This window comes from Halobacterium sp. CBA1132, assembly GCF_001485535.1.
GTDB lineage: Archaea > Halobacteriota > Halobacteria > Halobacteriales > Halobacteriaceae > Halobacterium.
In genome coordinates this window covers 1,514,271-1,537,383 of sequence record NZ_BCMZ01000001.1, presented here as the reverse complement: position 1 = coordinate 1,537,383, position 23,113 = coordinate 1,514,271, and the positions used below count along the sequence as shown (strand labels likewise).

At 68.5% G+C, this 23,113-nt stretch carries 20 protein-coding genes and 1 pseudogene; 16 read left to right on the top strand and 5 right to left on the bottom strand.

The window, feature by feature from the left end:
- Positions 1-8: 8 nt before the first annotated feature.
- Positions 9-326 carry a hypothetical protein gene (locus AVZ66_RS07985; protein ID WP_058983489.1) on the bottom strand — a complete coding sequence of 106 codons (318 nt, stop codon included), beginning with the start codon at positions 324-326 and terminating at the stop codon, positions 9-11.
- A 56-nt stretch (positions 327-382) separates the two neighbouring features.
- Complete coding sequence (locus tag AVZ66_RS07980; RefSeq protein WP_058983487.1) at positions 383-1,111, bottom strand: DUF6612 family protein; 729 nt, start codon at positions 1,109-1,111, stop codon at positions 383-385.
- A 117-nt stretch (positions 1,112-1,228) separates the two neighbouring features.
- Between AVZ66_RS07980 and AVZ66_RS07975 the strand changes: the two genes are divergently transcribed.
- On the top strand, positions 1,229-2,191 hold the full coding sequence (locus tag AVZ66_RS07975) for an A/G-specific adenine glycosylase (protein WP_058983484.1): 963 nt from the start codon (positions 1,229-1,231) through the stop codon (positions 2,189-2,191).
- Here the strand turns inward: AVZ66_RS07975 and AVZ66_RS07970 are convergent, their stop codons facing one another.
- Entirely contained in the window at positions 2,192-2,623 is a 432-nt protein-coding gene (locus tag AVZ66_RS07970) for a universal stress protein (protein ID WP_058983481.1), read from the bottom strand.
- A 117-nt stretch (positions 2,624-2,740) separates the two neighbouring features.
- Here AVZ66_RS07970 and AVZ66_RS07965 point away from each other — a divergent pair, with 117 nt between their 5' ends.
- The 5 genes and pseudogenes from AVZ66_RS07965 to AVZ66_RS07945 all read left to right on the top strand — a co-directional run bounded on the left by AVZ66_RS07965 (position 2,741) and on the right by AVZ66_RS07945 (position 8,211).
- Positions 2,741-3,328 carry a thymidine kinase gene (locus AVZ66_RS07965; protein WP_058983479.1) on the top strand — a complete coding sequence of 196 codons (588 nt, stop codon included), beginning with the start codon at positions 2,741-2,743 and terminating at the stop codon, positions 3,326-3,328.
- 1 nt (position 3,329) lies between these two features.
- On the top strand, positions 3,330-3,968 hold the full coding sequence (locus tag AVZ66_RS07960; RefSeq protein WP_157575634.1) for a YIP1 family protein: 639 nt from the start codon (positions 3,330-3,332) through the stop codon (positions 3,966-3,968).
- 51 nt (positions 3,969-4,019) lie between these two features.
- The gene (locus AVZ66_RS07955) at positions 4,020-4,256 is read left to right on the top strand and encodes a hypothetical protein (protein WP_272931448.1); all 237 of its coding nucleotides are present in this window, start codon (positions 4,020-4,022) and stop codon (positions 4,254-4,256) included.
- Positions 4,257-4,336: 80 nt separating this feature from the next.
- Positions 4,337-6,462 (top strand): annotated as a pseudogene (locus AVZ66_RS07950) (OB-fold nucleic acid binding domain-containing protein).
- Positions 6,463-6,513: 51 nt separating this feature from the next.
- A complete protein-coding gene (locus AVZ66_RS07945; protein ID WP_058983475.1) occupies positions 6,514-8,211 on the top strand; it encodes a tRNA uridine(34) 5-carboxymethylaminomethyl modification radical SAM/GNAT enzyme Elp3 in 1,698 nt (565 codons plus the stop codon).
- 333 nt (positions 8,212-8,544) lie between these two features.
- On the opposite strand, the gene surE is transcribed toward AVZ66_RS07945, so the two are convergent.
- Positions 8,545-9,318, bottom strand: a complete 774-nt coding sequence (gene surE / locus AVZ66_RS07940) for a 5'/3'-nucleotidase SurE (RefSeq protein WP_058983473.1) — start codon at positions 9,316-9,318, stop codon at positions 8,545-8,547.
- A gap of 104 nt (positions 9,319-9,422) precedes the next feature.
- Here surE and AVZ66_RS07935 point away from each other — a divergent pair, with 104 nt between their 5' ends.
- The 7 genes from AVZ66_RS07935 (at position 9,423) to AVZ66_RS07905 (ending at position 17,586) form a co-directional block, all read left to right on the top strand.
- Positions 9,423-10,229 (top strand): ZIP family metal transporter, encoded by an 807-nt coding sequence (locus tag AVZ66_RS07935; protein ID WP_058983471.1) that lies wholly within the window; start codon positions 9,423-9,425, stop codon positions 10,227-10,229.
- Between the two features lie 192 nt (positions 10,230-10,421).
- On the top strand, positions 10,422-12,545 hold the full coding sequence (gene rqcH / locus AVZ66_RS07930) for a ribosome rescue protein RqcH (RefSeq protein WP_058983469.1): 2,124 nt from the start codon (positions 10,422-10,424) through the stop codon (positions 12,543-12,545).
- Positions 12,545-13,165: a DUF4013 domain-containing protein gene (locus AVZ66_RS07925; RefSeq protein WP_058983468.1), complete on the top strand. Its 621-nt coding sequence runs from the start codon at positions 12,545-12,547 to the stop codon at positions 13,163-13,165. Before rqcH ends, AVZ66_RS07925 begins: the two co-directional genes overlap by 1 nt.
- Positions 13,166-13,215: 50 nt before the next feature.
- Positions 13,216-14,283 (top strand): mRNA surveillance protein pelota, encoded by a 1,068-nt coding sequence (locus tag AVZ66_RS07920; RefSeq protein WP_058983466.1) that lies wholly within the window; start codon positions 13,216-13,218, stop codon positions 14,281-14,283.
- Positions 14,284-14,347: 64 nt separating this feature from the next.
- Entirely contained in the window at positions 14,348-15,817 is a 1,470-nt protein-coding gene (locus tag AVZ66_RS07915) for a globin-coupled sensor protein (RefSeq protein WP_058983465.1), read from the top strand.
- 41 nt (positions 15,818-15,858) lie between these two features.
- The gene (locus tag AVZ66_RS07910; protein WP_197407737.1) at positions 15,859-17,055 is read left to right on the top strand and encodes a cation:proton antiporter; all 1,197 of its coding nucleotides are present in this window, start codon (positions 15,859-15,861) and stop codon (positions 17,053-17,055) included.
- A gap of 42 nt (positions 17,056-17,097) precedes the next feature.
- On the top strand, positions 17,098-17,586 hold the full coding sequence (locus AVZ66_RS07905) for a cation:proton antiporter regulatory subunit (RefSeq protein WP_058983463.1): 489 nt from the start codon (positions 17,098-17,100) through the stop codon (positions 17,584-17,586).
- 1 nt (position 17,587) lies between these two features.
- Here AVZ66_RS07905 and AVZ66_RS07900 read toward each other — a convergent pair whose 3' ends face one another.
- Positions 17,588-18,373 carry an MBL fold metallo-hydrolase gene (locus AVZ66_RS07900; protein WP_058983461.1) on the bottom strand — a complete coding sequence of 262 codons (786 nt, stop codon included), beginning with the start codon at positions 18,371-18,373 and terminating at the stop codon, positions 17,588-17,590.
- Between the two features lie 513 nt (positions 18,374-18,886).
- Between AVZ66_RS07900 and AVZ66_RS07895 the strand changes: the two genes are divergently transcribed.
- The 3 genes from AVZ66_RS07895 to AVZ66_RS07890 all read left to right on the top strand — a co-directional run bounded on the left by AVZ66_RS07895 (position 18,887) and on the right by AVZ66_RS07890 (position 23,110).
- Positions 18,887-21,658 carry an ATP-dependent helicase gene (locus AVZ66_RS07895; RefSeq protein WP_058983459.1) on the top strand — a complete coding sequence of 924 codons (2,772 nt, stop codon included), beginning with the start codon at positions 18,887-18,889 and terminating at the stop codon, positions 21,656-21,658.
- Positions 21,659-21,698: 40 nt separating this feature from the next.
- Positions 21,699-21,869 carry a hypothetical protein gene (locus tag AVZ66_RS16215; protein ID WP_157575633.1) on the top strand — a complete coding sequence of 57 codons (171 nt, stop codon included), beginning with the start codon at positions 21,699-21,701 and terminating at the stop codon, positions 21,867-21,869.
- Between the two features lie 137 nt (positions 21,870-22,006).
- On the top strand, positions 22,007-23,110 hold the full coding sequence (locus AVZ66_RS07890; protein ID WP_058983457.1) for a sensor histidine kinase KdpD: 1,104 nt from the start codon (positions 22,007-22,009) through the stop codon (positions 23,108-23,110).
- Positions 23,111-23,113: the final 3 nt, after the last annotated feature.

Genomic DNA, 23,113 nt, shown 5'->3' with positions numbered 1-23,113 from the left:
CGCGGCGCTCAGAACTGGTAGCGCCGGTCGTCGTCGTCGGGCTGCTGGACCGCCGCGCCGCCGGTCATCTCGTCGAACGTCATCCCGGAGAGGTACTCGTCGTAGGTCACGTCGTACGTCGAGCGCAGGTGGAAGTCCAGTCGGCCGGACTCGGTCGTCGACTGGAACAGCAGGTGAATCGCGCGCCGCAGCAGTTCGTCGGTGTCGGCGTCCAGCGCGGCGCCCAGCATCGCCAGTTCTTGACGGCTCTCGCGGTCGAGGAACGCGTAGTCGTCGAGGTCGTCGTACGCCAGTTCCACGTCGGTTTCGAGGTCGTCGAGACTCATACGCGGGACGTGTGCTGGCGCCGGCATACGCCTTTTCGTTGCTCGTGGCGCCCGTCTCAGGCGGCGACGCTCCCGCGTGCGGCCTGCGTGGTGGCGGCGTCGGGCACCGAGATGTTCACCGGTTCGCCGTACGCCGAGAACGTCATGGTGGCGTTCGCGTCCGTGGTCTGGTCGTTGATGGACATCTCGAGGTCCATCTCGACCTGCCGCAGTCGGTGGGTGTCGTTGGCGACGTACATCCGGTAGGTCGCGGACTCGATGCCGACCTCGTCGAGGCCTTGCCCCTGTTGGGCAATGACGGACTTCACGTCGGACGGCTTGGGGTCCACGCGCAGCACCGTCGTCGCCACGCCGTCGACAGTCGCGGACCCCGCGACGGTGACGGACCCCGATTCGAGGAGCGCGCGCTGCCGGTCGATGCCGGTGCTCTCGTTCCACGGCTCCCGGTCCGAGAAGTCGCGAGTCTGCCAGACGCCGCCGACGTTCACGTACGCGGTCGTTCCATCGATGTACGTCGTCGTCTGTCGGCCGAGAGCCGACGCGTTCACGCGCGCCTGCTCGGCTTCGTGGTCGAAGACGCCGCGCTGCGTCATCGACAGTGTCTGTCCGTTCGCGGAGATGTTCATCCGCATCTCCATGCGGTACGTGTCGACGTCGGCCATCGCATCAACCACGTCGCTCTGTATCTGTGGCGTGTCCGCCGTGTCGTCGCTGGAGAGGCCCGTACAGCCCGCAGTGACGAGCAACGCGGCGACACAGACCGAGAGGAGGACTCTTCGTCGCATCGAGCGCGACTTCCCGTCGCCGTAACTTAATCGCCGCGGGCGTTCTCCCCACTTGCAACTCGCGGGCCGCGACCGCGAACCAGCACCCCTAAGCGCGCGACCGAACAACCCGTGGCCATGACTGAGGGGGACGGGGAGTACGCGCTCCCCAGCGACGTGGACGCCGTCCGCGACGCGCTCGTGTCGTGGTACGAGGACGGCCACCGGGACTTCCCGTGGCGGCGCACCGACGACCCGTACGCCATCCTCGTCTCCGAGGTGATGAGCCAGCAGACCCAACTCTCCCGCGTCGAGGACGCCTACCACGCGTTCCTCGAACGCTGGCCGACGACCGCGGAGTTGGCGGCCGCCGACCGCGCGGACGTCGTCGGATTCTGGTCGGCGAACAGCCTCGGCTACAACAACCGCGCGAAGTACCTCCACGAGGCCGCCCAGCAGGTCGAAGAGGGAGAGGTCGGTCCGGCAGACCGACCTCCCGGAGACGGCGAAGCCGTCGAAGGCGGCGAGTTCCCCGAGACGCCCGACGAACTCTCGGAGCTGATGGGCGTCGGCCCGTACACCGCCAACGCGGTCGCGTCGTTCGCGTTCGACAACGGCGACGCCGTCGTGGACACGAACGTCAAGCGCGTGCTCTACCGCGCGTTCGACGTGCCGGACGACGACGCGGCGTTCGAGGACGCGGCAAACGAACTCATGCCCGCCGGCGAGTCCGAAGTCTGGAACAACGCCATCATGGAGTTAGGCGGCGTCGCCTGCGGCAAATCCCCGAACTGCGACGAGGGCGGCTGTCCGTGGCGCGAGTGGTGTGCGGCGTACGCTTCCGGGGACTTCTCCGCGCCCGACGTTCCCGAGCAGTCCACGTTCGAGGGGAGTCGCCGGCAGAAGCGCGGGCGCGCGGTCGGCGCGCTCCGCGAGCACGGCGAACTCGAACTCGACGAACTCGGCCCGCGAGTGCGCGTCGACTACGGCGGCGACACCGGCCGCGAGTGGCTCCGGGAGTTGCTCGGTGACCTCGCCGACGACGGTCTCGTCGAACTCGAAGACCGCGGCGAAAAGACGGTCGCTCGCCTCGCGACGTAGCTACGCTTCCTCGTCCTCTCTGACCGTCAACACGGGGACGTCGGCGGTGCGGACGACGCGCTCCGTGACGCTCCCGAGGAGCGCGCGGTCGAGGCCGCGGCGACCGTGCGTCCCCATCACGACCACGTCGATGTCCTCGTCGGTGACGTACTGGAGGATAGTCTCGTAGGCACCGCCCTTCATCACGACGCCGACGGCTTCGACGTTCTGGTCGGTTGCCTGCTCGACGACGTCGTCGACGACCGCCTGTCCCTCCTCTGTGAGCGGGTCGACCACGTCGTCCTCGAACGTAACGGTGCTGTACTCGGTCGTGTCCGCGACGTAGAGGACGTGGAGGTGGGCGCCGTAGCGGTCCGCGAGTTCGATTGCGTGCGGGACTGCTGCGTCCGCGGCGCCGCTCCCGTCGGTGGGTAACAAGATGTTGTCGTACATACGCCGCGAGAGGCGGGCCGGCACAAAATAGGTGCGGGTGGATTTCGGGCTGGTAGGAACCGCCGCGCCGCCGAAGATGAGCAAGCGTTTTGCCCCGCGACCACCCCCGTTGTGACCATGCACGCGATCACGAACTCCGGGTGGGTGGAAGTCATCACCGGGAGTATGTTCTCCGGGAAGACGGAGGAGCTACTGCGGCGGCTGCGGCGCGCGGAAATCGCGGGCCAGTCGGTCGCGGCGTTCACGCCCGCCATCGACGACCGCTACGGCGAGTCGACGCTGGGCTCGCACGCCGGCCGCACGTGGGACGCGAGGGTCGTCGACACCACCGCGGAGGGCGTCTCGAAGATTCCCGGCTACCTGAACGGCGAGGAGGTCGTCGCCGTCGACGAGGCGAACTTCTTCCCGAACGAACTCGTCGACGTCTGTCAGGAGCTCGCCAGCGACGGCCGCCGCGTCGTCGTCTCCGGCACCGACCAGACGTTCCGCGGGGAGCCCTTCGAGCCGATTCCCCAGTTGATGGCCGTCGCGGAGTATGTCGAGAAGTTCCAAGCCATCTGCACGCAGTGCGGGGAGCCGGCGACCCGGAACCAGCGCCTCATCGAGGGCGAACCCGCCCACTACGACGACCCGACCATCATGGTCGGCGCGGAGGAGTCCTACGAGGCACGGTGCCGGAACTGCCACGTCGTCAAGCGAAACTGAAATGACCACGTGGGTCGAGCCGGAGGGCGGCCGCGAGCGCGGGCCAGTGGGCCTCGCGAAGGCGTTCACGCAGGTACTTCTGAACCCGACGACGTTCTTCGACGAAGCGGTCTCCCCCGGTGACCAAGCGCCCGGACTGGTGTTCGCGATGGCCGTCGTCCTCGTCTCGCAGGGCACACGGCTCGCGCTCGACCCCGGGCGCGCGCTAGACTTCCCGGCGCCGTCCTGGCTCGCCGCCCTCCTCACGCTCGCACTTGCTGTCCTCCTCGTCGCGCCCGCCGCCCTCCACGCGCTGTCGGCCGTCGAGACGCTCGCGCTCGCCGCCGTCGTCCCCGACCGCGGCGGCGTCAGCGAGACTGTGCAAGTGCTCGCGTACGCGAGCGCACCGTGCGCGCTTGTCGGCGTCGGGATTCCCGCAGTCACGTTCGTCTGCGGACTGTGGGCGTCCGCGTTACTCGTTCTCGGCACTCACATTGTCCACGACACCTCGCTCCCGCGAGCGCTCCTCGCCGTGCTCGTTCCGGGAGCGCTCGCGTACGGGTCCGGGTTCGGCTGGTTCGGTGCCACCGTCGCGCTGTTCCCTCCGGCCGCCGACTACATGCCGTGGGTCGGGCGGGCCGCCGCAGTGCTCGGTGTTTAGTGCGTCGCCCGCGAATCCACTCGCGTGCTCAACATCAACCTCTCGGATTTCATGGTGGAACTGAACGACGGCGCCATCAAGAACGTCGGCCCGTCGAACAAGACCGCCGAGGCGAAACTGTTCGACGTCGACTCCGCGCAGGCCCGCGAGTTCGGTGACAAGCGAGTGAAACTCGTCTTCGAGGACGACGACGGCAACGAGGTGCAGGTCGCGCTGTTCCCCGAGGACGTCCGCGACATCGCCGACGACGTAGCGGCGCTCGAAGCCGACAGCCCCGTTTTCGAGTGACGCCGGCGAGCCCTCACAGCGCCCGGAACACGGGCGGCTTTCGATAATCGTTTACGGCAGCACCCGCTTTCTCGATGCAAATGGGTACCTGTATCATCTGCGGCTCCTCCACGGACGGCCGCGTCTGTAAGACCCACGAGGAGGACGTCGCCTTCGAGTTCCGCGGCACTTCTCCCGACGAACTGACACCCGGTCGCTACTACACGGGCACCATCGACGGCTTCGCCGACTTCGGCGTGTTCGTCGACATCGGTGACTCCGTCACTGGTCTGCTCCACCGCAGCGAAGTCCCCGGCCGCCTCGAATCGCTGGGCTGGGACGCCGGCGACAAAGTGTACGTCCAAGTCACGGACGTCCACGACAACGAGAACGTCGACCTCGGCTGGTCGATTCGGCAGGGCGACCGCGACTTCCGCGGCCACCTCGTCGACGATCCGAGCGCGGAGACGAACGCCGAACTCCCCGACGAAGAGCCGGACGAGACCAGCACCGCCGACGGCGGTACCCCGGTCTCCGAGACCACCGAGTTCGACGCCGAACCCGACGAGTCGGCGTCCGAACCGGAACCGGAGCCCGAACCAGCCGACGAACCCGAGACGACCACCGACGAGGACGCGACCTCCGGAGACGAGGCAGTGACCGCCGAGGAGACGACCGACGAGGAGTCCGCTGCGGAGTCCACCGAGGAGTCGGCTGAAGCGTCCGACGAGGACAGCGACCCCGAGCGCGTGCCGATTGCCGACCTCGAAGACCACGTCGACGAACACGTCACGGTCGAGGGCGAAATCGCGAACGCGCGACAGACCAGCGGCCCGACCGTCTTCGAAGTCGCCGACGAAACCGGCGCCATCGACTGCGCCGCGTTCGTCGAAGCCGGCGTCCGCGCGTACCCCGAGGCCGAAGCGGGCGACGTCGTCCGCATCGTCGGCGAAGTCGAGCGCCGCCGCGGCGAACTCCAAGTCGAGACCGAGGAACTCTCCGAACTCGACGGCGCCGACGCGCAGGCCGTCGAAGCACGCATGGAGGACGCGCTCACCGAGCGCGCCGCTCCCGAGACGACTGACCTGCTCGCCGCCGACGCCGCCGTCGAAGCTATCACCGACGACCTCGTCGACGCTGCGACGGCCATCCGCCGTGCAGTCGTCGAATCCCGACCGGTCATCCTCCGCCACACGGCGACCGTCGAAGGCTACGTCGCCGGCACCGCAATCGAGCGCGCGCTCCTCCCGCTCATCCGCGACGAGCACGCCCGCGAGGACGCCGAGTACCACTACGTCGACCGGCGCCCGCTCGACGACGCGTTCTACACCATCGACGACGCAACCGGTGACGTCACTTCGATGCTCGAAGCCGCCGAGCGCCACGACGAGAAACACCCGTTGTTCGTGCTCGTCGGCGCCGGCTCCACCGGCGAATCCACGGACGCCATCGACCTGCTGGACATCTACGACGCGGACGTGGTCGCCATCGACGGCGGCTACACCGACGACGCCGCGGGCGCAGATGTCCTCGTCAGCCCCACTGAAGCCGGCGAAGCACCTGTGAACACGGGCGCGCTCGGCTCGCAGCTCGCCGCGTTCGTCAACGACGACGTCCGCGAGGACCTCTACCACCTGCCCGCCGTGGCGTACTGGGCCGACACGCCCGACGCCTACGCGGACCTCGCCGCCCAGACCCACTACAGCCCGAACACGCTCGCCGAACTCCGGGACGCCATCGCGCTGGAAGCGTTCTACCAGTCCTACGAGGACAAGCGCGAACTCATCTCTGACCTGCTCTGGGGGAGGCCGACGACTCGCTCATCGAGCACGTCTCCGAGCAGTTCCGCGAGCGCCTCGAGACCGAAGTCGCGACTGCCGAACCCCACCTCGACGTGCGAGGGCAGGACGGCGTCGCCTTCGAGACGCTGGACGTGGACGCGTACACCCACGAGTACGACTTCCCACCGGTCGACCTGCTGCTGGACGCGCTCTACCGGCGCCGCGACCGCGCCGACGTGCTCGTCGGCGTGAGCGGCGACGAGATTCGCGTCCGTAGCGGCGACACGGTGGACGTGCGCGCCGTCGGCGAGACGGTCGCCGACGAACTCCCCGAGGCCGGTGTCGAACCGCGCGGCGCACGCGACGGCCGCATCGAGTTCCTCTCCGGCGAGAAGGACGCGGTCGTCGACGCGGTCGTCGACGCCATCACCGACCAGCTCGCCTAACTGCGGTCCGCAACGACACGCTTTTTCGCCCGCGGAGGCTTCTACGGAGTAATGAGCGCGGACGCCGACCCCGCATTCGAGGCCGCTTGCGAGGAGCTCGTCGAACGAATCCTCGACGGGGACGTCGGCAGAGACGACGTCGAGAGCGCGAAACTAGAGGTGTGCTCGGAGCACTCCGCACCGAAGGTGCCCAAGCACTCCGAGCTACTGGACTTCGCGCCCGACGACCGTCGCGACGACCTCGAAGACGTCCTCCAGCGCAAGCCCGTGCGGACCGCGTCCGGCGTCACGCCGGTCGCCATCATGACGAGCCCGCACATGTGCCCGCACGGCAAGTGCCTCTACTGCCCGGGCGGGCCCGCCAGCGAGTTCTCGTCGAGTCAGTCGTACACGGGCCACGAGCCGGCGGCCGCCCGCGGCGTCCAGAACGACTACGACCCCTACGGGCAGGTGACGCTGCGGCTCCACCAGCTCCGGGAAATCGGACACCCGGTCGACAAGGTGGAACTCATCTTGATGGGCGGGACGATGACCGCGCGCAGCCACGACTACCAGGAGTGGTTCGTGAAGCGCGCGCTCGAAGCGCTGAACGACTTCGACCCCGAGCAGGAACCCAACCCCTCGGAGTCCGAATCGTTCGCCCAAGACCCCGAGGAGTACGACTTCCGCTATCTGGAAGACGTCATCGCGGACAACGAGTTCGGCGACATCCGGAACATCGGGACGACGTTCGAGACGAAGCCCGACTGGTGTGACCCCGAGCAGGTCGACCGAATGCTCGACCTCGGCGGCACCAAAGTCGAGGTGGGCGTGCAGACGACCTACGAGCGCATCAACCGCGAGATGCACCGCGGGCACGGCGTGCAGGCGTCGGTCGACGCGAACCGCCGGCTGCGCGACGCCGCGTTCAAGGTCGGCTTCCACATGATGCCGGGCCAGCCGGGCATGAGCAAGGAAATGTGCTTGGAGGATTTCCGGCGACTGTTCGAGGACGAGAAGTGGAAGCCGGACTACCTCAAAATCTACCCGACGCTGGTCGTCCGCGACACCGTTACGTACGACATGTGGCGCAACGAGGAGTTCCAGCCGCTGCAGAACGAGGAGGCCGCCGAGCTGGTCGCGGAGGTCATGGACATGATTCCGCGGTACACGCGCCTCCAGCGCGTCCAGCGGGACATTCCCGCTGACCACATCGACGCCGGCGTCTGGAAGTCGAATCTCCGCCAGCTCGCGTGGGAGAAGATGGACGAGCACGGCTACACCTGCGAGTGCATCCGCTGCCGGGAGGCCGGGATGAACGACGAGGAGCCGGAGAACGTCGAACTCGACGTGATGACCTACGACGTCGCGGGCGGCACGGAGCACTTCATCAGCTTCGAGGACTTCGAGAAGGACCTCCTCGTCGGGTTCGCGCGCCTTCGCTTCCCGAACGACACCGTGCGGGACGAACTGGAGGACGCGGCGCTGCTGCGCGAACTCCACGTCTACGGCGGCGAGGTCGGGGTCGGGGAGTCGCCACGCGACTCCGAACCAGCGAGCGGCGGCACGCCGCGAGCAGGCGACGACACTGCGGACGGCCAACACCAGCATCAGGGCTACGGCCAGCGCCTGATGACGCGCGCCGAGGAGATGGCCGCCGACGCCGGCTTCGAGAAGCTCAGCGTCATCTCCGGAATCGGCGCGCGCCAGTACTACAAGCAGAAGCTCGGCTACCGACAGGACGGTCCCTACGTCAGCAAGCGACTGTAGGCGGATTGGGGGCTTACAGGCGGCTGCGTCTCGCGGGGCGGTCGCCGCACTCAGCGTACCGATTGCTCGGCTCGGAGCGCCCCGCGGCGGGATTCAGGTCACGCAGCGGGTTGGTCGCGCTCTCGTACTTGAACGTTCGCGACGGCGAGCGCAATTTGAAACAGGACAAGCGTCCGCGAGCGAGTGGTTCGAAGAACCCGAGCGACGCGGTTCACTCGCGGCTTCGCCGCGAGGCCGACGAGCGAACGGAGCGCTAGCGAAGTGAGCGAGGAGTGCTTTTGGTGTCGGTTTTGCCGAGGGCGCGCGAAGCGCGCCCGCAGCGCAAAAGCGCCCTCAGAGGAGCCCACCAGTGGTGGCGCCGTCGGCGACGGAGTGGGGGACAGTCAGCGGAGTGACGCTGATTTCGTTGTCGACGCAGGCGTGGCGGTCGGTGCCGGCGGGGTCGGGGATGTTGCGGTCGAAGAATTCGTGCCAGAAGCGGTCTTCGACGTCGATGCCGGTTTCGGTGAACTCCGCTTGGAGTTCGTACTCTTCGGTCGGGCGGGTGATGCGTTTGACGGGGTTGTCGGCGTACTCGGTGGCGGGCGCGTTCACGGAGAGGTAGTCGGCGGTCGGGAGGACGTCGCCGGCGACGAAGTCGGGGAGGATGTCGGCGACGGTGTCGGCGGCGGTGTGGAACTGGTCGTACGTGGGGTCCCACTCGCCGGCGGGGTCTAGCTCCCAGTCGTACATGGAGACGGCGACGGCGGGGAGGCCGAGGAAGGAGGCTTCCATGGCGGCGCCGACGGTGCCGGAGCGCGCGAGGATGTGCGCGCCGAGGTTCGGGCCGTCGTTGCAGCCGGAGACGACGACGTCGGGAGTGAAGTCGAGGGCGGCGACGGCGACGGCGACGCAGTCGGCGGGGGTGCCGTGGACGGCGTAGCCGTCTTCGCGGTCGTCGTAGTCGAGCGTCTCGAACGTCCGGGTCTGGCCGGTGCCGGACTGTTCGGCGGCGGGCGCGACGACGGTGACGTCGTGGTCGTCGGCGAGGCGGTCGCGGAGCGCGCGGATGCCGGGGGCGTCGATGCCGTCGTCGTTGGTGAGGAGCACGGACAGCGACTCGGTCATTGCGCGTCGCTACTCGCTCGCCGGGTGTATCCGTTCCGGTCTGGTGGACGGCGGGCCAGCGACGGGACCTCGAGTTTAAGCGGGCGGCCCGCGACTGCTCGCGTATGTTGGAGTCGTGGTTCCTCGCTGTCGCTGGCAGCGACCCGGTGATGCAGGCGCTGGTCGCGGGCATTGTTATCGCGGGGTTGAATCTCCTCGGGGCGCTGCTCGTGGTGGTCTGGCGGGACCCCTCCCAGCGGTCGCTGGACGGCGCGTTGGGGTTCGCGGCGGGCGTGATGCTCGCGGCGAGTTTCACGAGCCTCATTCTGCCGGGCATCGAACTCGGCGGGCGGAACGGCCTGCTGGAGGTTATCGCCGGCATCGCGCTAGGGGTGTTGTTATTGGATCGCGCGGACCGCTGGGTGCCACACGTTCACGTGCTCGTCACGGGCCGCAAGCGTAGCGACCAGACGATTTCGGAGGCGGAACTGGCGCCGCTGCTGTTGTTCATCGTCGCCATCACCATCCACAACATGCCCGAGGGACTGGCGGTCGGCGTCGGGTTCGGCAGCGGGAACGTCGCGGAGGGGTTGTCGCTGATGCTCGCCATCGGCATCCAGAACATCCCGGAAGGGCTGGCCGTCTCGGTGGCGGCGGTGAACGCGGGCTTCGACCGCACGACGTACGCCGCGCTCACGGGAATCCGGGCGGGGCTGGTGGAGATTCCGCTGGTCTTACTCGGCGCGTGGGCGGTCACCGTCTCCAGCGCGGTTCTGCCGTACGCGATGGGGTTCGCGGCGGGCGGGATGCTGTTCGTCATCAGCGACGAAATCGTCCCGGAGACGCACTCTCGGGGGAACGAGCGCATCGCGACGCTGGGCCTGATGCTCGGCGTCGTCGTGATGCTGTATTTGGACGTGAGTCTCGCGTAGCCGGCTGGCTTTGGCTCGTTCGGGCACGCGGTTCACGGCTCCTTCCAGTCGCCGTTCACTCAACCGTGCCCTCGCTCCACTCGGGCACACGGCTCGCGGGTCGCTACGCTTTCCGCTCGCACCTAGTTGTCCGGCTTCGCCGCGCCACCCAGACCGTAAGGCAGAGGGATTCCCCCCGTCAAAACGGTGAGCATGGACCAGAAGCGGGAGCTGACGAGCGTCGACCTCGTCGCCCTCACTGCGGAACTCAACGGCTATCAGGGGGCGAAAGTCGACAAGGCCTACCTCTACGGTGACGACCTTCTGCGGCTGAAGATGCGGGACTTCGACCGCGGGCGCGTGGAACTCCTCATCGAGGTCGGGGACACGAAGCGCGCGCACGCCGCGGCGCCCGAGCACGTCCCGGACGCGCCGGGGCGCCCGCCGAACTTCGCGAAGATGCTGCGGAACCGGCTGTCGGGCGCGGACTTCCACGAGGTTCGCCAGCACGGCTTCGACCGGATTCTGGAGTTCGAGTTCCGCCGCGAGGACCAGGACACGACCATCGTCGCGGAGCTGTTCGGTGACGGCAACATCGCGGTCGTCGACCAGAACGGCGAGGTCGTGGACTCGCTGGACACCGTCCGCCTGCAGTCGCGGACGGTCGCGCCGGGCTCGCAGTACGGCTTCCCGAGCGCGCGTGTCAACCCGCTCGAACTGGACTACGAGGGATTCGTCGCGAAGATGCGCGAGTCGGACACGGACCTCGTGCGGACGCTCGCGACCCAGTTGAACTTCGGCGGGCTGTACGGCGAGGAACTCTGCACGCGGGCGGGCGTCGAGAAGACCAAGGACATCGACGACGCGGACGAGGAGGAGTTCCGCGCGCTCTACGACGCCAGCGAGCGCTTGCTCGACGCGATTCGGTCCGGGGACCTCGAACCCCGCGTCTACTTCGAACCGGGGGACGGCGAGGACGAGGACGGGAAGGCGGCTCGCGGCCAGCGCGTGGACGTGACACCGCTGGCGCTCGAAGAGCGCACCGACCTGCCCGCCGAGGCGTACGACCGGTTCAACGACGCCTTGGACGACTACTTCACGAACCTCGACACGACCGAGGAAGAAGAGAGCGGGGAGGCGGTCTCGAAGCCGGACTTCGAGCAGGAGATTCAGAAGCACCAGCACATCATCAAACAGCAGGAGCAGGCCATCGAGGACTTCGCCGAGCAGGCCGATGCCGAGCGCGAGAAGGCCGAACTGCTGTACGCGAACTACGACCTCGTCGACGACATTCTCTCGACGGTGCAGGACGCACGGGACGCGGGCCACGGCTGGCAGGAAATCGCGCAGACGTTCGAGGACGCCGCCGGCGACGTTCCGGGTGCGGATTCGTTCGCGGGCATCAACGAGTCCGAGGGAACCGTACGCATCCGGTTGGACGACCACACCATCGAGGTCGACCCGGCGTGGGGCGTCGAGAAGAACGCCGACGAGCACTACAAGGAGGCCAAGCGAATCGAGGGGAAGCAGGAGGGCGCCCGCGCGGCAATCGAGAACACGCGCGAGGACCTCGAAGCCGCCAAACAGCGCCGCGAGGAGTGGGACGCCGAACCCGACGAACCCGACGAGGACGAGGCGGACCGCGAAATCGACTGGCTCTCGCGGTCGTCGATTCCGATTCGCAAGCAGGAGCAGTGGTACGAGCGGTTCCGCTGGTTCCGCACGTCGGACGGCTTCCTCGTCATCGGCGGCCGGAACGCCGACCAGAACGAGGAACTCGTGAAGAAGTACATGGACCGCTACGACCGCTTCTTCCACGCGCAGGCCCACGGCGGCCCGGTCACGGTGTTGAAGACGTCCGCGCCGAGCGAACCCTCCAACGACATCGAGGTGCCCGAGTCGAGCAAGCGACAGGCCGCCCAGTTCGCGGTGTGTTGTTCCTCGGTCTGGAAGGACGGCCGCGGCTCCGGTGACGCCTACATGGTGACGCCCGACCAAGTGTCGAAGACGCCCGAGAGCGGCGAGTACCTCGAAAAAGGCGGGTTCGCGATTCGCGGTGACCGCACGTACTTCCGGGACCTGCCCGCGGAGTGGGCGGTCGGCATCAGTTGCGAACCGCACACGCGCGTGCTCGGCGGCCCCATCGACGCCATCGCGGACGATGTCGAGGCAACCATCGAACTAGAGCCGGGGAGGTACGCGCAGGGCGACGCCGCCAAGCGCATCTACCGGGAGTTCCGCGAGCGCTTCGCCGACGAGTCGTTCGTCCGGAAGGTCGCCAGCCCGGACGAGATTCAGAAGTACATGCCGCCGGGCGGCAGCCGCATCCGGGACTGATGCGGGACGCGCTGGCGTACCCGCTGGCGGGTGACGCCGAGGACCGCTTCCTCGGCGGGTGGATTCTCCACTTGCTGCACGCGCTCGTCCTGCCGGCGCTCCCGCTGGTCGTCGTTGTCGGCCACCTCGCGGGCGTGACGCGGGCGGCGGCGACGGGCGCGGAACCGCCGTTGTTCCGCGGGTGGCGGACGCTTGCCGCTGACACCGGCCGTACGCTCGTCGTGCTCGCCGCGTACGGGGTTCCGTCGGCGGCGACGCTGTACCTCGGGGCGCTCGTGTTGCCGTCGGAGACGAACGTCTCCGCGGTGCCGATTGCACTGCTGGCCGGCGGCCTGCTCGGCATCCTGTTGCCGCTGGCGTACTCGGCGCCGGCGAGCGTGGCGCACGCTGCTGTCTCGCGGTCGCTACGCGCGGGATTCGACCCGAGCGCCGTCGGGCCCACGCTCCGTGACGCCCGGTACTTCACGCGGTGGGCGGGCGGCGTCGCGGCGCTCGCGGTCGGCGTCGGGTTCGCGGCGTGGCTGGGCGAGTACCTCGTCGGCTACCTGCTGGCGTTCTACTGCGAGGTGTTGGCGGCCGCGTGCTTCGGCTGGGGCGCGGCGACGACGACGAGCGCGTAGGCGGCCCGAGAGTAGCAGGACACTTGGGCGTCCCACGCCTCGGACCGGGTATGCAACTGAAGGAGCGCCGGCAGGTCGAGGGCGGCGGCGAGCGCATCACGCTCGTCCCCGAGAGCCTCGACGACCTCTGGCACCTCGCGTACGTCCTCGAACCCGGGGACCTCGTGGCGGGCGACACCCACCGCCGCATCCAGCGCAACGACGACCAGATGCGGGACACGGGCGGGGAGCGCGAGCACATGCACGTCACCATCGACGTCGAGGACGTGGAGTTCCACAAGTTCTCGAACCGCCTGCGAGTCGCTGGCACCATTTCGGACTGCTCGCGGGAGGACCAGCTCGGCCTCCACCACACGCTGAACGTTGAGGAGCGCGAGGAAATCGAGGTCGAGAAACACTGGAAGCCCGACCAACTGGAGCGGCTGAACGAGGCCGTCGAAGCCACGGACCAGCCCGACGTGGCAATCGCCACCGTCGAGGAGGGCGAAGCCTACATCCACGTCGTCCAGCAGTACGGCATCGACGAGTACGGCTCGTTCACGGGGACCACGGGGAAAGGCGAGTACGCTCGCTCCCGCGAGGAACTGTTCGAGGATGTCGCGAGCGCGCTCTCGCACCTCGACGCTGACGCCATCATCCTCGCCGGCCCGGGGTTCACGAAGCAGGACGCGCTCGACTACATCCAAGAGGAGTACCGGAGTCTCGCGGACAAGATTACGACCGTGGACACGAGCGCGGTGGGCGGCCGCGGCGTCCACGAGGTACTCAAGCGCGGCGCCGTCGAGGACGTCCAAGAGGAGACGCGCATCGCCGAGGAGTCCGAACTCATCGACGAACTCACCGACCAGATTGCGACCGACGGGAAGGCCGCCTACGGCATCGAGCAGGTCGAGAAGGCCGTCGACTTCGGCGCCGTCGAGACGCTGCTGATTCTGGACGAGCGCCTGCGCAAGGAGCGCGCAGGCGAGGGCGACTGGGACGTCGACGTCAACGACCTCGTCACGCAGGTCGAACAGCAGGGCGGCGACGTCACCGTGTTCAGCCACGAGTTCGCGCCCGGCGAACAGCTCCGGAACCTCGGCGGCGTCGCGGCCGTCCTGCGCTACCGGATGGAGTAGGCCGGCTCTCAGTTCTTGGGATTGCGGCCAACGTATAAGTGACCGAGCCGGGAACGCCACCGCGATGGCTACTGATAAATCCCCTCGCGTAACCGAAGACGTTCGCGGCGGGGTTGACGGGGACGCGCTCGCGGACCGCATCGGACTGGACGACGAGGAAATCGCGTGGCGAAAGGAGTTCACGGACATCGACGACGCGGACGAGGCGGCGCTGGCGGGCGAGTCCGAGTTGTTCGAGTCGGTCGCCGAGGACCTCGTGGCGGACTTCTACGACCACCTCCGGGAGTTCGACCGCACGCTCGACATCTTCGGGCGCTCGACGAAGACCGTCGACCAGCTCAAGCGCACGCAGACACAGTACCTGCTCGGACTCGGTCGTGGCGAGTACGACCGGGAGTACGTCGAGCAGCGCGCCCGCATCGGGAAGATTCACGACCTCCTCGACCTCGGGCCGGAAGTGTACCTCGGCGCGTACACGCGCTACTACGAGGGGCTGCTGGACGCGCTCGTCGAGGACATGACTGCGGACCGCGGCGACGACGCCACCGAAGCCGTCGAGGACCTCGTCGAGCGGTTCCTGCCGATGCTGAAACTGTTGACGTTCGACCAGCAGGTGGCGATGGACACGTACATCGACTCGTACGCCCAGCGCCTCCAGTCTGAGGTCGAGCGCCGCACCGAGCTCGCGAACGCGGTCGCGGAGGACGTCGAAGAGCCGCTGGCTGAGCTGGCCGACGCCTCGCGGGACGTCGCCGAGCGCGCCGACGAGATGCAGGCGTTCACCGACGAGCAGGTCGACCGCACGGAGAGCGTCGCTCGCGAGGTGTCGAGCGTCTCCGCGAGCATCGAGGAGGTGGCGGCGACCGCGGCGGATGTCCGCGAGACCAGCGAGGACGCCGCGGCGTTGGCGGGTCGCGGCGAGCAGGCGGCCGACGACGCGCTCGACGTGATGGCCGACATCGAAGCCGCCAGCGACGGCGTCGCCGACGACGTCGACAAGCTCCGGGAGCGCGCCGGCGACGTCGAAGAAGTCACGGCGGTCATCGACGACATCGCCGAGCAGACGAACCTGCTCGCGCTGAACGCCTCAATCGAGGCCGCGCGCGCCGACGAGGCCGGTGAGGGCTTCGCGGTCGTCGCCGATGAGGTGAAGGCGCTGGCCGAGGAGTCCCGCGAGCAGTCCACGCGCGTCGAGGAACTGGTCGGGGACATGCAGTCGGACACGGAGGCGGCGGTCGAACGCCTCGACGAGATGAACCGCCAGATCGAGGACGGTGTCGGGCGCGTGGAGGAGGCCATGGAGACGCTGCGCGAGATCACGGACGCGGTCGAGGCGGCCGCCAGCGGCGTCCAAGAGGTCTCGGAGGCGACCGACGAGCAGGCGACCAGCGTCGAGGAGGTCGCGGAGATGGTCGACGACGTCGACGACCGCACGGCGGAGGTCGCGGCGGCGCTCGACGACATCGCGGCCGCGACCGAGCGCCAGCGCCAGACCGTCGACGACGTCCGGGAGTCAGTGTCGCGGCTGACCTGAGGAGGGCAACGGCTTTCTCGGTGGCGCCGCGAGTGGGCGGCGTGGCGGACTTGACGCTGCTCGGTATCGGGCTGGTGTTGGTGGCGCTGGCGGCAGCGGGCCTGCTCGCGCGCCGGGTCGGGCAGTCGGTCATCCCCGCATATCTCGTGGTCGGGATGCTCGTCGGGCCGCACGCGCCCACCGTGTTCGGATACCGGCCGACGCTCGTCGCCGACCCGGAGACGGTCGCGCTGCTGGCGGACCTCGGCGTCGTGTTGCTGTTGTTCTTCGTCGGCCTCGAACTGAGCCTGGACGCGCTCTTCGAGAAGGGCGATCAGGTGCTGGCGGGCGGCGCCATCGACGTGGGCGTGAGCCTCCCGCTGGGGTTCGCGGTCGGCCTGCTGTTGGGGTTCGATTGGGTGGCGTCGCTCGTGCTCGCGGGCGTGCTGTTCAACTCCTCGACGGTCATCGTCGCGAAGCTCCTGCTGGAGTTGGACTGGATTGCCAACCCCGAGAGCGAGGCGATTCTGTCCGTCGTCGTCGTCGAGGACGTGGCGACCGCGGGCTACCTCGCGGTACTGTCGGCGGTCCTGCTCGGCGCCACCGACGTCGGCGCGCTCGCGGTCGACGTCGCCGTCGTGGTCGCGCTCGTCGCGGCTGGCGCGGTGGTCGCGCTCCGCGGGACGAAGGTCGTCGAGCGCCTCCTCGACGTCGAATCCGGGGAGCTGTTCGTGTTGCTCGCGCTCGGCGTCGCGGCGACCGTCGCCGGCCTCGGCGACCGAGCGGGCGTGAGCGCCGCGGTCGCGGCGTTCCTCGTCGGCACCGCCGTCGGCCGGACGACGCTCACTGACCGCGTGGAGGGATTGCTGTCGCCGTCCCGGGACCTGTTCGCGGCGCTGTTCTTCCTCGCGGTCGGACTCTCCACGAACCCCGCGCTCATCACCCGCGAGGCGTGGGCGGTCGCCGTCGCCGTCGCCATCACGATTCCCGGCCAGTACGTCTCCGGCTACTACGCGGGCCGCCAGTTCGACCTCGAACCGCGGCGCGCGTTCCGCGTCGGGTCCGCGCTCGCACCCCGCGGCGAGTTCGCGCTCGTCATCGCCGCGCTCGCCGCCAGCGTCGGCACCACGCCCGTGCTCACCGAACGCGTGCCCGCGTTCACCGTCGGCTACGTGCTCGCGACGAGCATCCTCGGCACGCTCGCGATGCGGTACAGCGACCAGTTGTGGGCGGTCCTCCCGTGGGCCGACGCGCAGTGAGCGGCGGTGGGCTTTTGCGGGCGCCCGTCGAACCTCGGCGTGATGACTGTCCGCGAGACCGACCTCCCGAACGTCGGCCGAAAGTACGAACTCGACCTCGCCGCCGGCGGCCGGCTGTCGGTCGTCATCGATCACGACGGCACGCGGACGCTGTACCGCCAGCCCGCCGGCGACGGTGACGCCGAACGCGTCGCGGAGCTCACGGGCGAGGAGGCCCGCCAGTTCGGCGCCGTCCTCGGCGGTGCGTACTTCCAGCCCGCCGAATCCGAGACCGCTGACGTGCCCGTCGGCGACGCCCGCATCGAGTGGTTCGATGTCACCGACGACTCGCCGCTGGCCGGGAACTCCGTGGGTGCCTCGACGATTGGAGAATCCGGCGCGACGCTGCTTGCCATCCAGCGCGGCAGCGACACCATCGCGAACCCCGGCGACGAGGAAGTCATCGAGTCCGGTGACGTGCTCGTGACACTGGGCACGCGAGCCGAACAGCGAGACCTAGAGGCCACCGTCAACAAGGACAGCGACGCCTGAACTACTGGGTTTCGACGACGAGGCCGTCCCGCGCGAACGCGACGTGGCCGTCGAAGTGTTCCTCGATGCTCTCCTGCATCTCGCGGTGCTTCCCGTCCGTGTGCGGGTAGAGGTGCGTCAAGTACAGTTCGTCGACGTCCGCGCCAGCGAGCGACTCCCCCAGTTGGGTCGGCGTCGGGTGGTTCGAGACGTCCACCTCGTCGGGGAACGAGCAGTCGTGGACGAGCACGTCGCAGCCGTCCGCGAACGCAGCCATCCCGGCGAACGCTTCGGTGTCCGCGCTGAACGCGAGTTCGCCGTCGAAGTTGTACGCCAGCCCCGGCATCGAGTGCCGCGTCTCGATGGCCTCGACGTCGAAGCCCGCCACCTCGAAGCCCCCCACGTCGACGTCCCGGAGCGTGAGGTCCACGCGGTCCTGCAGGTATTCGTGAACGTCCAGCAGGTCCGTCACCAACTCCTCCGTTCCCGTCGGCCCGACGACGGTGAGGTGTTCCTCTCCCGCGAGCCAGCGCGCCTTCAGCAGCGGCAGGAGGTCGCTGACGTGGTCGAGGTGGTGGTGAGTGAGCAACACCGTGTCCACGCCTTCGTAGCCCACGTCAGTCCGCGCGAGCGTGTGCAGCACGCCGCTCCCGCAGTCCACGAGCAGCCGGCTGTCGGGCTGCTCGCGGGCGTCCTGCCCGCTCGCTCCATTCGCGGCGGTTCCCGCCGCGCGCTCGAGGAGGAGTCCGGTCTGCATCCGGTCTCCCGTCGGCATCGCGCTCCCCGTCCCGAGGAACGTCAGTTGCATACCCGAAGCCGCGGCCGGAAGGCGGTTAACGGTTCGGGGTACGTGTTCGTGGCTTCGGTAGGCAGGTGCGCTCGGGAACGCTGCCGTGAACACCTAGAAAGCCCCGGCGGGCTCGCGGTCGTTCGCTCGCTGTGCTCCTCGTCACTCGCTGCGCTCGTTCCTGCGGTGCTTGTTCCGGGAGAGCAAGCTCTCCCGGCGTTCGCCTCACTACGTTCGGCTCACCGTCGCGAGACGACCAGGCAAGCGCGAGCTCGCCGCCCCTTTCAATCCGCCCGTAGCCGGTTGGTCAGCCGGTAGCGGGGTGGACTGAAAGGGGCGAGGCTGTAGACGAAGGCAGGCGAAGTAAGCACCGCAGCGAGCGTAGCGAGCGAGGAGCGCAACGAGCCTCCCGAGTCTACAGCCTCGGGGCTTTCGAGGAGTCGTAAGCAACGACGGCCACGAAAAACCCATACCAAACCAAAACCCCTAGCGGCGTCAGACACTTGCCGTACGGGAGCCAAGCACACGCGAAGGATGGGTCCCGAGTCGGAGGCGGCGACGCGGTCGGCAGACGACCATCAGTCCTCGGACCGCGAGATTCTGGACGCGCTCGACCCCGCAGTCCGGGAGTGGTGGGTCGACCGCTTCGGGCCGCCCGAGCAGGACGGCGGCTGTCTGACGCCGCCCCAGCGGGAGGCGATTCCGCTGATTCACGGGGGCGAGAACGCGCTCGTTGCCGCGCCGACTGGGTCGGGGAAGACGCTCGCGTCGTTCACCGCAATTTTGAACGAACTGTTCGAGCGCGAGCAGGCGGAAGGACTGGACAACGAGGTCTACTGCCTGTACGTGTCGCCGCTGAAGTCGCTCGCGAACGACATCGAGCGCAACCTCGCGAACCCGCTGGACGGTATCGCGGGGCGACTCGCGGAGCGCGGCGTCGAGACGGACGTCCGGCAGGCGATTCGCCACGGTGACACCTCCGACTACGAGCGCCAGCAGATGCTGGAGTCGACGCCGCACATTCTCAATACGACGCCGGAGACGCTGGCGATTCTGCTGAACTCGCCGAAGTTCCGGGAGAAGCTCCGCAGCGTCGAGTACGTGGTCGTCGACGAGATTCACAGCCTCGCCGACTCCAAGCGGGGGACGCACCTCTCGGTGAGCCTCGAACGCCTCCAGCGACTCGCCGGCGGGTTCACTCGCATCGGCTGTTCGGCGACGGTGGAGCCGCTCGGAGACATCGCTCGGTTCCTCGTCGGATTCGACAGCGCGGAGTCTCGTTCTGCGGACGAGCCGAGCGGGCAGCGTCCGCGAGGCAGCGGCGACGCTCGCGAGTGCGAAATCGTGGACGCGCGGTTCGCGCGCGACTACGACCTCCAGTTGTCGTGCCCGACGCCGGACCTCGTGAACGCCTCGACGGGCGCCGTCAACGACGCGTTCTACGACGAACTCGGTGACCTCGTCGCAGACAACGACAGCACGCTCGTGTTCACGAACACGCGCTCGGGCGCCGAGCGCGTCCTCGAGAACCTCCGCGAGCGCGGCGTCGTCGATGACGAGGAGTCCGCGTGCCACCACGGCAGCCTCTCGAAGGACCGGCGCACCGAGGTCGAACAGCAGTTGAAGGAGGGGTCGCTGTCGGTGACCACGACGTCCACGAGCCTCGAACTCGGTATCGACATGCCCCACATCGACCTCGTGGTGCAGGTGGGCTCCCCCAAATCCGTCGCCAGTCTCCTCCAGCGCGTCGGGCGCGCGGGCCACCGACCCGGCCGGACGGTGACTGGGAGAGTCATCGCGCTCGACCGGGACGAACTCGTGGAGTGCGCGGTGATGCTCCAGCAGGCCGAACAGGGATTCGTGGACCGCGTCCACATCCCCGAGCGCGCGCACGACGTCGCCGCACAGCACGTCTACGGCATGGCAATCGAGGGACCGCTCCCCGAGCGCGAGGTGCGGGCGACGCTGCGGTCGGCGTACCCGTATCGCGAGTACACGGACGCGGACTTCGAGAGCCTGTTCCGGTACCTCACGGCGGGCTACGACGGTCTCGAAGACCGGAACGTGTACGCGAAAATCTGGCGGGACGAGAACGACCCGCCGGGGGGCGACGACGGCGACCCGGAGGACCCGACGTCGGGCACGCACCACTACCCGGACTTCGAGGTGGGCGAGCGACTCATCGGGAAGCGCGGTCGGCTCGCGCGCCCGATTCTCCTCCAGAACCTCGGGACGATTCCGGACTCGTTCGCGGTGAACGTCCACGTGCGCGGCGACGACGAGTGGGTCGGCCAACTCGACGAGAGTTACCTCGACACGCTCGAAGCCGGGGACGTGTTCGTGCTCGGCGGGGATCGGTTCGCGTACCGCTACCGCCGCGGGTCGAAGGTGTACGTCGACCGGACGAGCGAGCGCGCGACCGTGCCGTCGTGGTTCTCCGAGCGCCTCCCGCTGTCGTACGACCTCGGCCGGGAAATCGCGCGCTTCCAGACCGAGCTAGTCGAGCGGTACGACGAGGGCGGTGCGCCCGCCGTGCGGCGGTGGTTGCGCGAGTTCCCCGTGGACGCGAACGCGGTGCGCGCGCTCGCCCGGATGTACGACGACCAGATTCAGTACGCGGGCGTCGAGAGCGTCAGCACGACCGACCGCATCGCCGTCGAAGAGGTCAAGGACCGCGACGAGTACCGGCGGCGCTACCACGTGCGAACGCCGTACGGCCGGCGGTTCAACGACGGCCTCTCGCGGCTGTTGGCCTACCGCTGTGCGAACGAGGCGAACGCGAACGTCGCCGTCTCCGTGGCGGACAACGGCTTCACGCTCGCGATGCCGCTGAACCGCAAAGTCGACGTGGCACAACTCCTGCGGAAGACCGACCCGGAGACGGCCCGCGAGACGCTGCGCGCGGCGCTCGACGGCACCGACCTCCTCCAGCGGTACTTCCGCATCGACGCGACCCGGTCGCTGCTCGTGTTGAAGCGCTACAAGGGCCGCGAGAAGTCCGCGAGCAAACAACAGGTCGCAAGCGAGATGCTGCTCGGGTTCGCGGAGGGCCTCGAAGACTTCGCCGTGCTCGACGAGACGTACCGCGAGCTAATCGAGGACAAACTCGATTTGGCGGGCGTTCGCGAGGTGCTGGCGGGCGTCCAGTCGGGCGATATCGAGGTCACGGAGACGACGCTGCAGTCGCCGTCGCCGCTGTCGTTCGGGCTGGCGACCCTCTCGGCGAGCGACGTGGTGCTCGCCGACGACGAGGACGCGGTGCTGCGCGCGTTCCACGAGCGCGTCCGCGAGCACGTCGACGACTGACCGGCGAAGCGCTTATCCTCGCTGCCGGCGCAACTCGCGTATGCCGGTCGTTTTCACGCCGTACTTGAAGCGCGTCGGTGAACGCGTCACAGCAACCGACAGCGACGACGAACGCGTGAGTGGGCTGTCGACCCGCCGCCTCGCGCTCGGCGCCGCCGTCGCTGCGGTCGGCGCGGCGCTCGCCGCGTGGCGGTTGCAGCGCGCAAAGTGAGTCGAAGACCGTCGCAAACCGGCCGACACTGACGAGACTGAGAGGACGCTCCGAAATGTCGGAAAAGCGTTCATTCGCCGCTGACGGCGACGAAAACGCCGACGCATTAACGGTCCGTGCCTCGAATAGGTGAAACTATGGCGAAACGGGAGCGCGACCGACCGGCAGCCTCGGTCGCGCACTGGTGGTTTTTCGCGTACGCGGTCCTCGGGTACGTCGCCGCCGTCGGCTACGGGTTCCACGTGGATTGGACCGTCGCGGTGGGGCTGGAGGCGCTCATCGTCGGCGCGCTCGCGACGACGCTCGTCTACTCTGGCGTGGACGCGGAGAGCCGCGACATCAGCCCGACGGGGGTCGTTCGCGCGGCGGGATTGACCCTGTTGACCGGCGTGGCGTTCTCGCTGCTCGCGGTCGCCGTCGCGCTCGTCTGGCAACTGGAGGGCCACCCGGTCGTCGACACCGAGTTCATGGTCGTGTTCGCGATGTGGCTCGGGCTCGCGGTCGGCGCGCAGACGAGCCTCTACGCGGTCGCCGCCGAGGAGAAGCGGACGCGGCTGGCGGACCTCGTGAAACTGCTCACGATGAACCAGCGCGTCCTCCGGCACAATCTCCGCAACGGGCTGTCGGTCGTCGACGGCCACCTCCAGAACCTCGAAGACAAGGTCGGCGACGGCGACGAGGACGTCACGGTCGCGCGCAACCACGTCACCGAGTTGCTGGAGAACAGCGAGCGCACGCGCCGCATCTTGGACATCTGGGAGAGCAATGCCTGCCGCGAGCAGGACGCCGGCGCCGTCCTCGCGCACGCCGTCGAACGGCTCCGCGAGCGCTACCCCGAAGCCGACGTGGAAGTCGAGACTAGCGATGACGCGGTGGTGTCGGCGCACCCGGCGTTCGCGGACGCGCTCTACGAAGTCCTCTCGAACGCCGTCGAACACAACGACGACGTACACATCACGGCGTCCGTGACGAACCCGCCGGGCGACGACGTTGTCGTGTCGGTCTCGGACACGGGTTCGGGCATCCCCGGCCACCAGTACCACGTGCTCGACCAGCCCGAGGAGACGGAGCTCTCGCACGTCAGCGGCCTCGGCCTCTGGCTGGTCTACTGGACGGTCCGTGAATCCGGCGGCAGCGTCGACTTCACCGACGACGGGGAGGGGACGACAGTCCGGTTCCGGCTACCTGACGCGACGGCGCGCCCCGGGCTCTGGGAGCGCCTCGTCGGGCGCGTCCGATAGCTG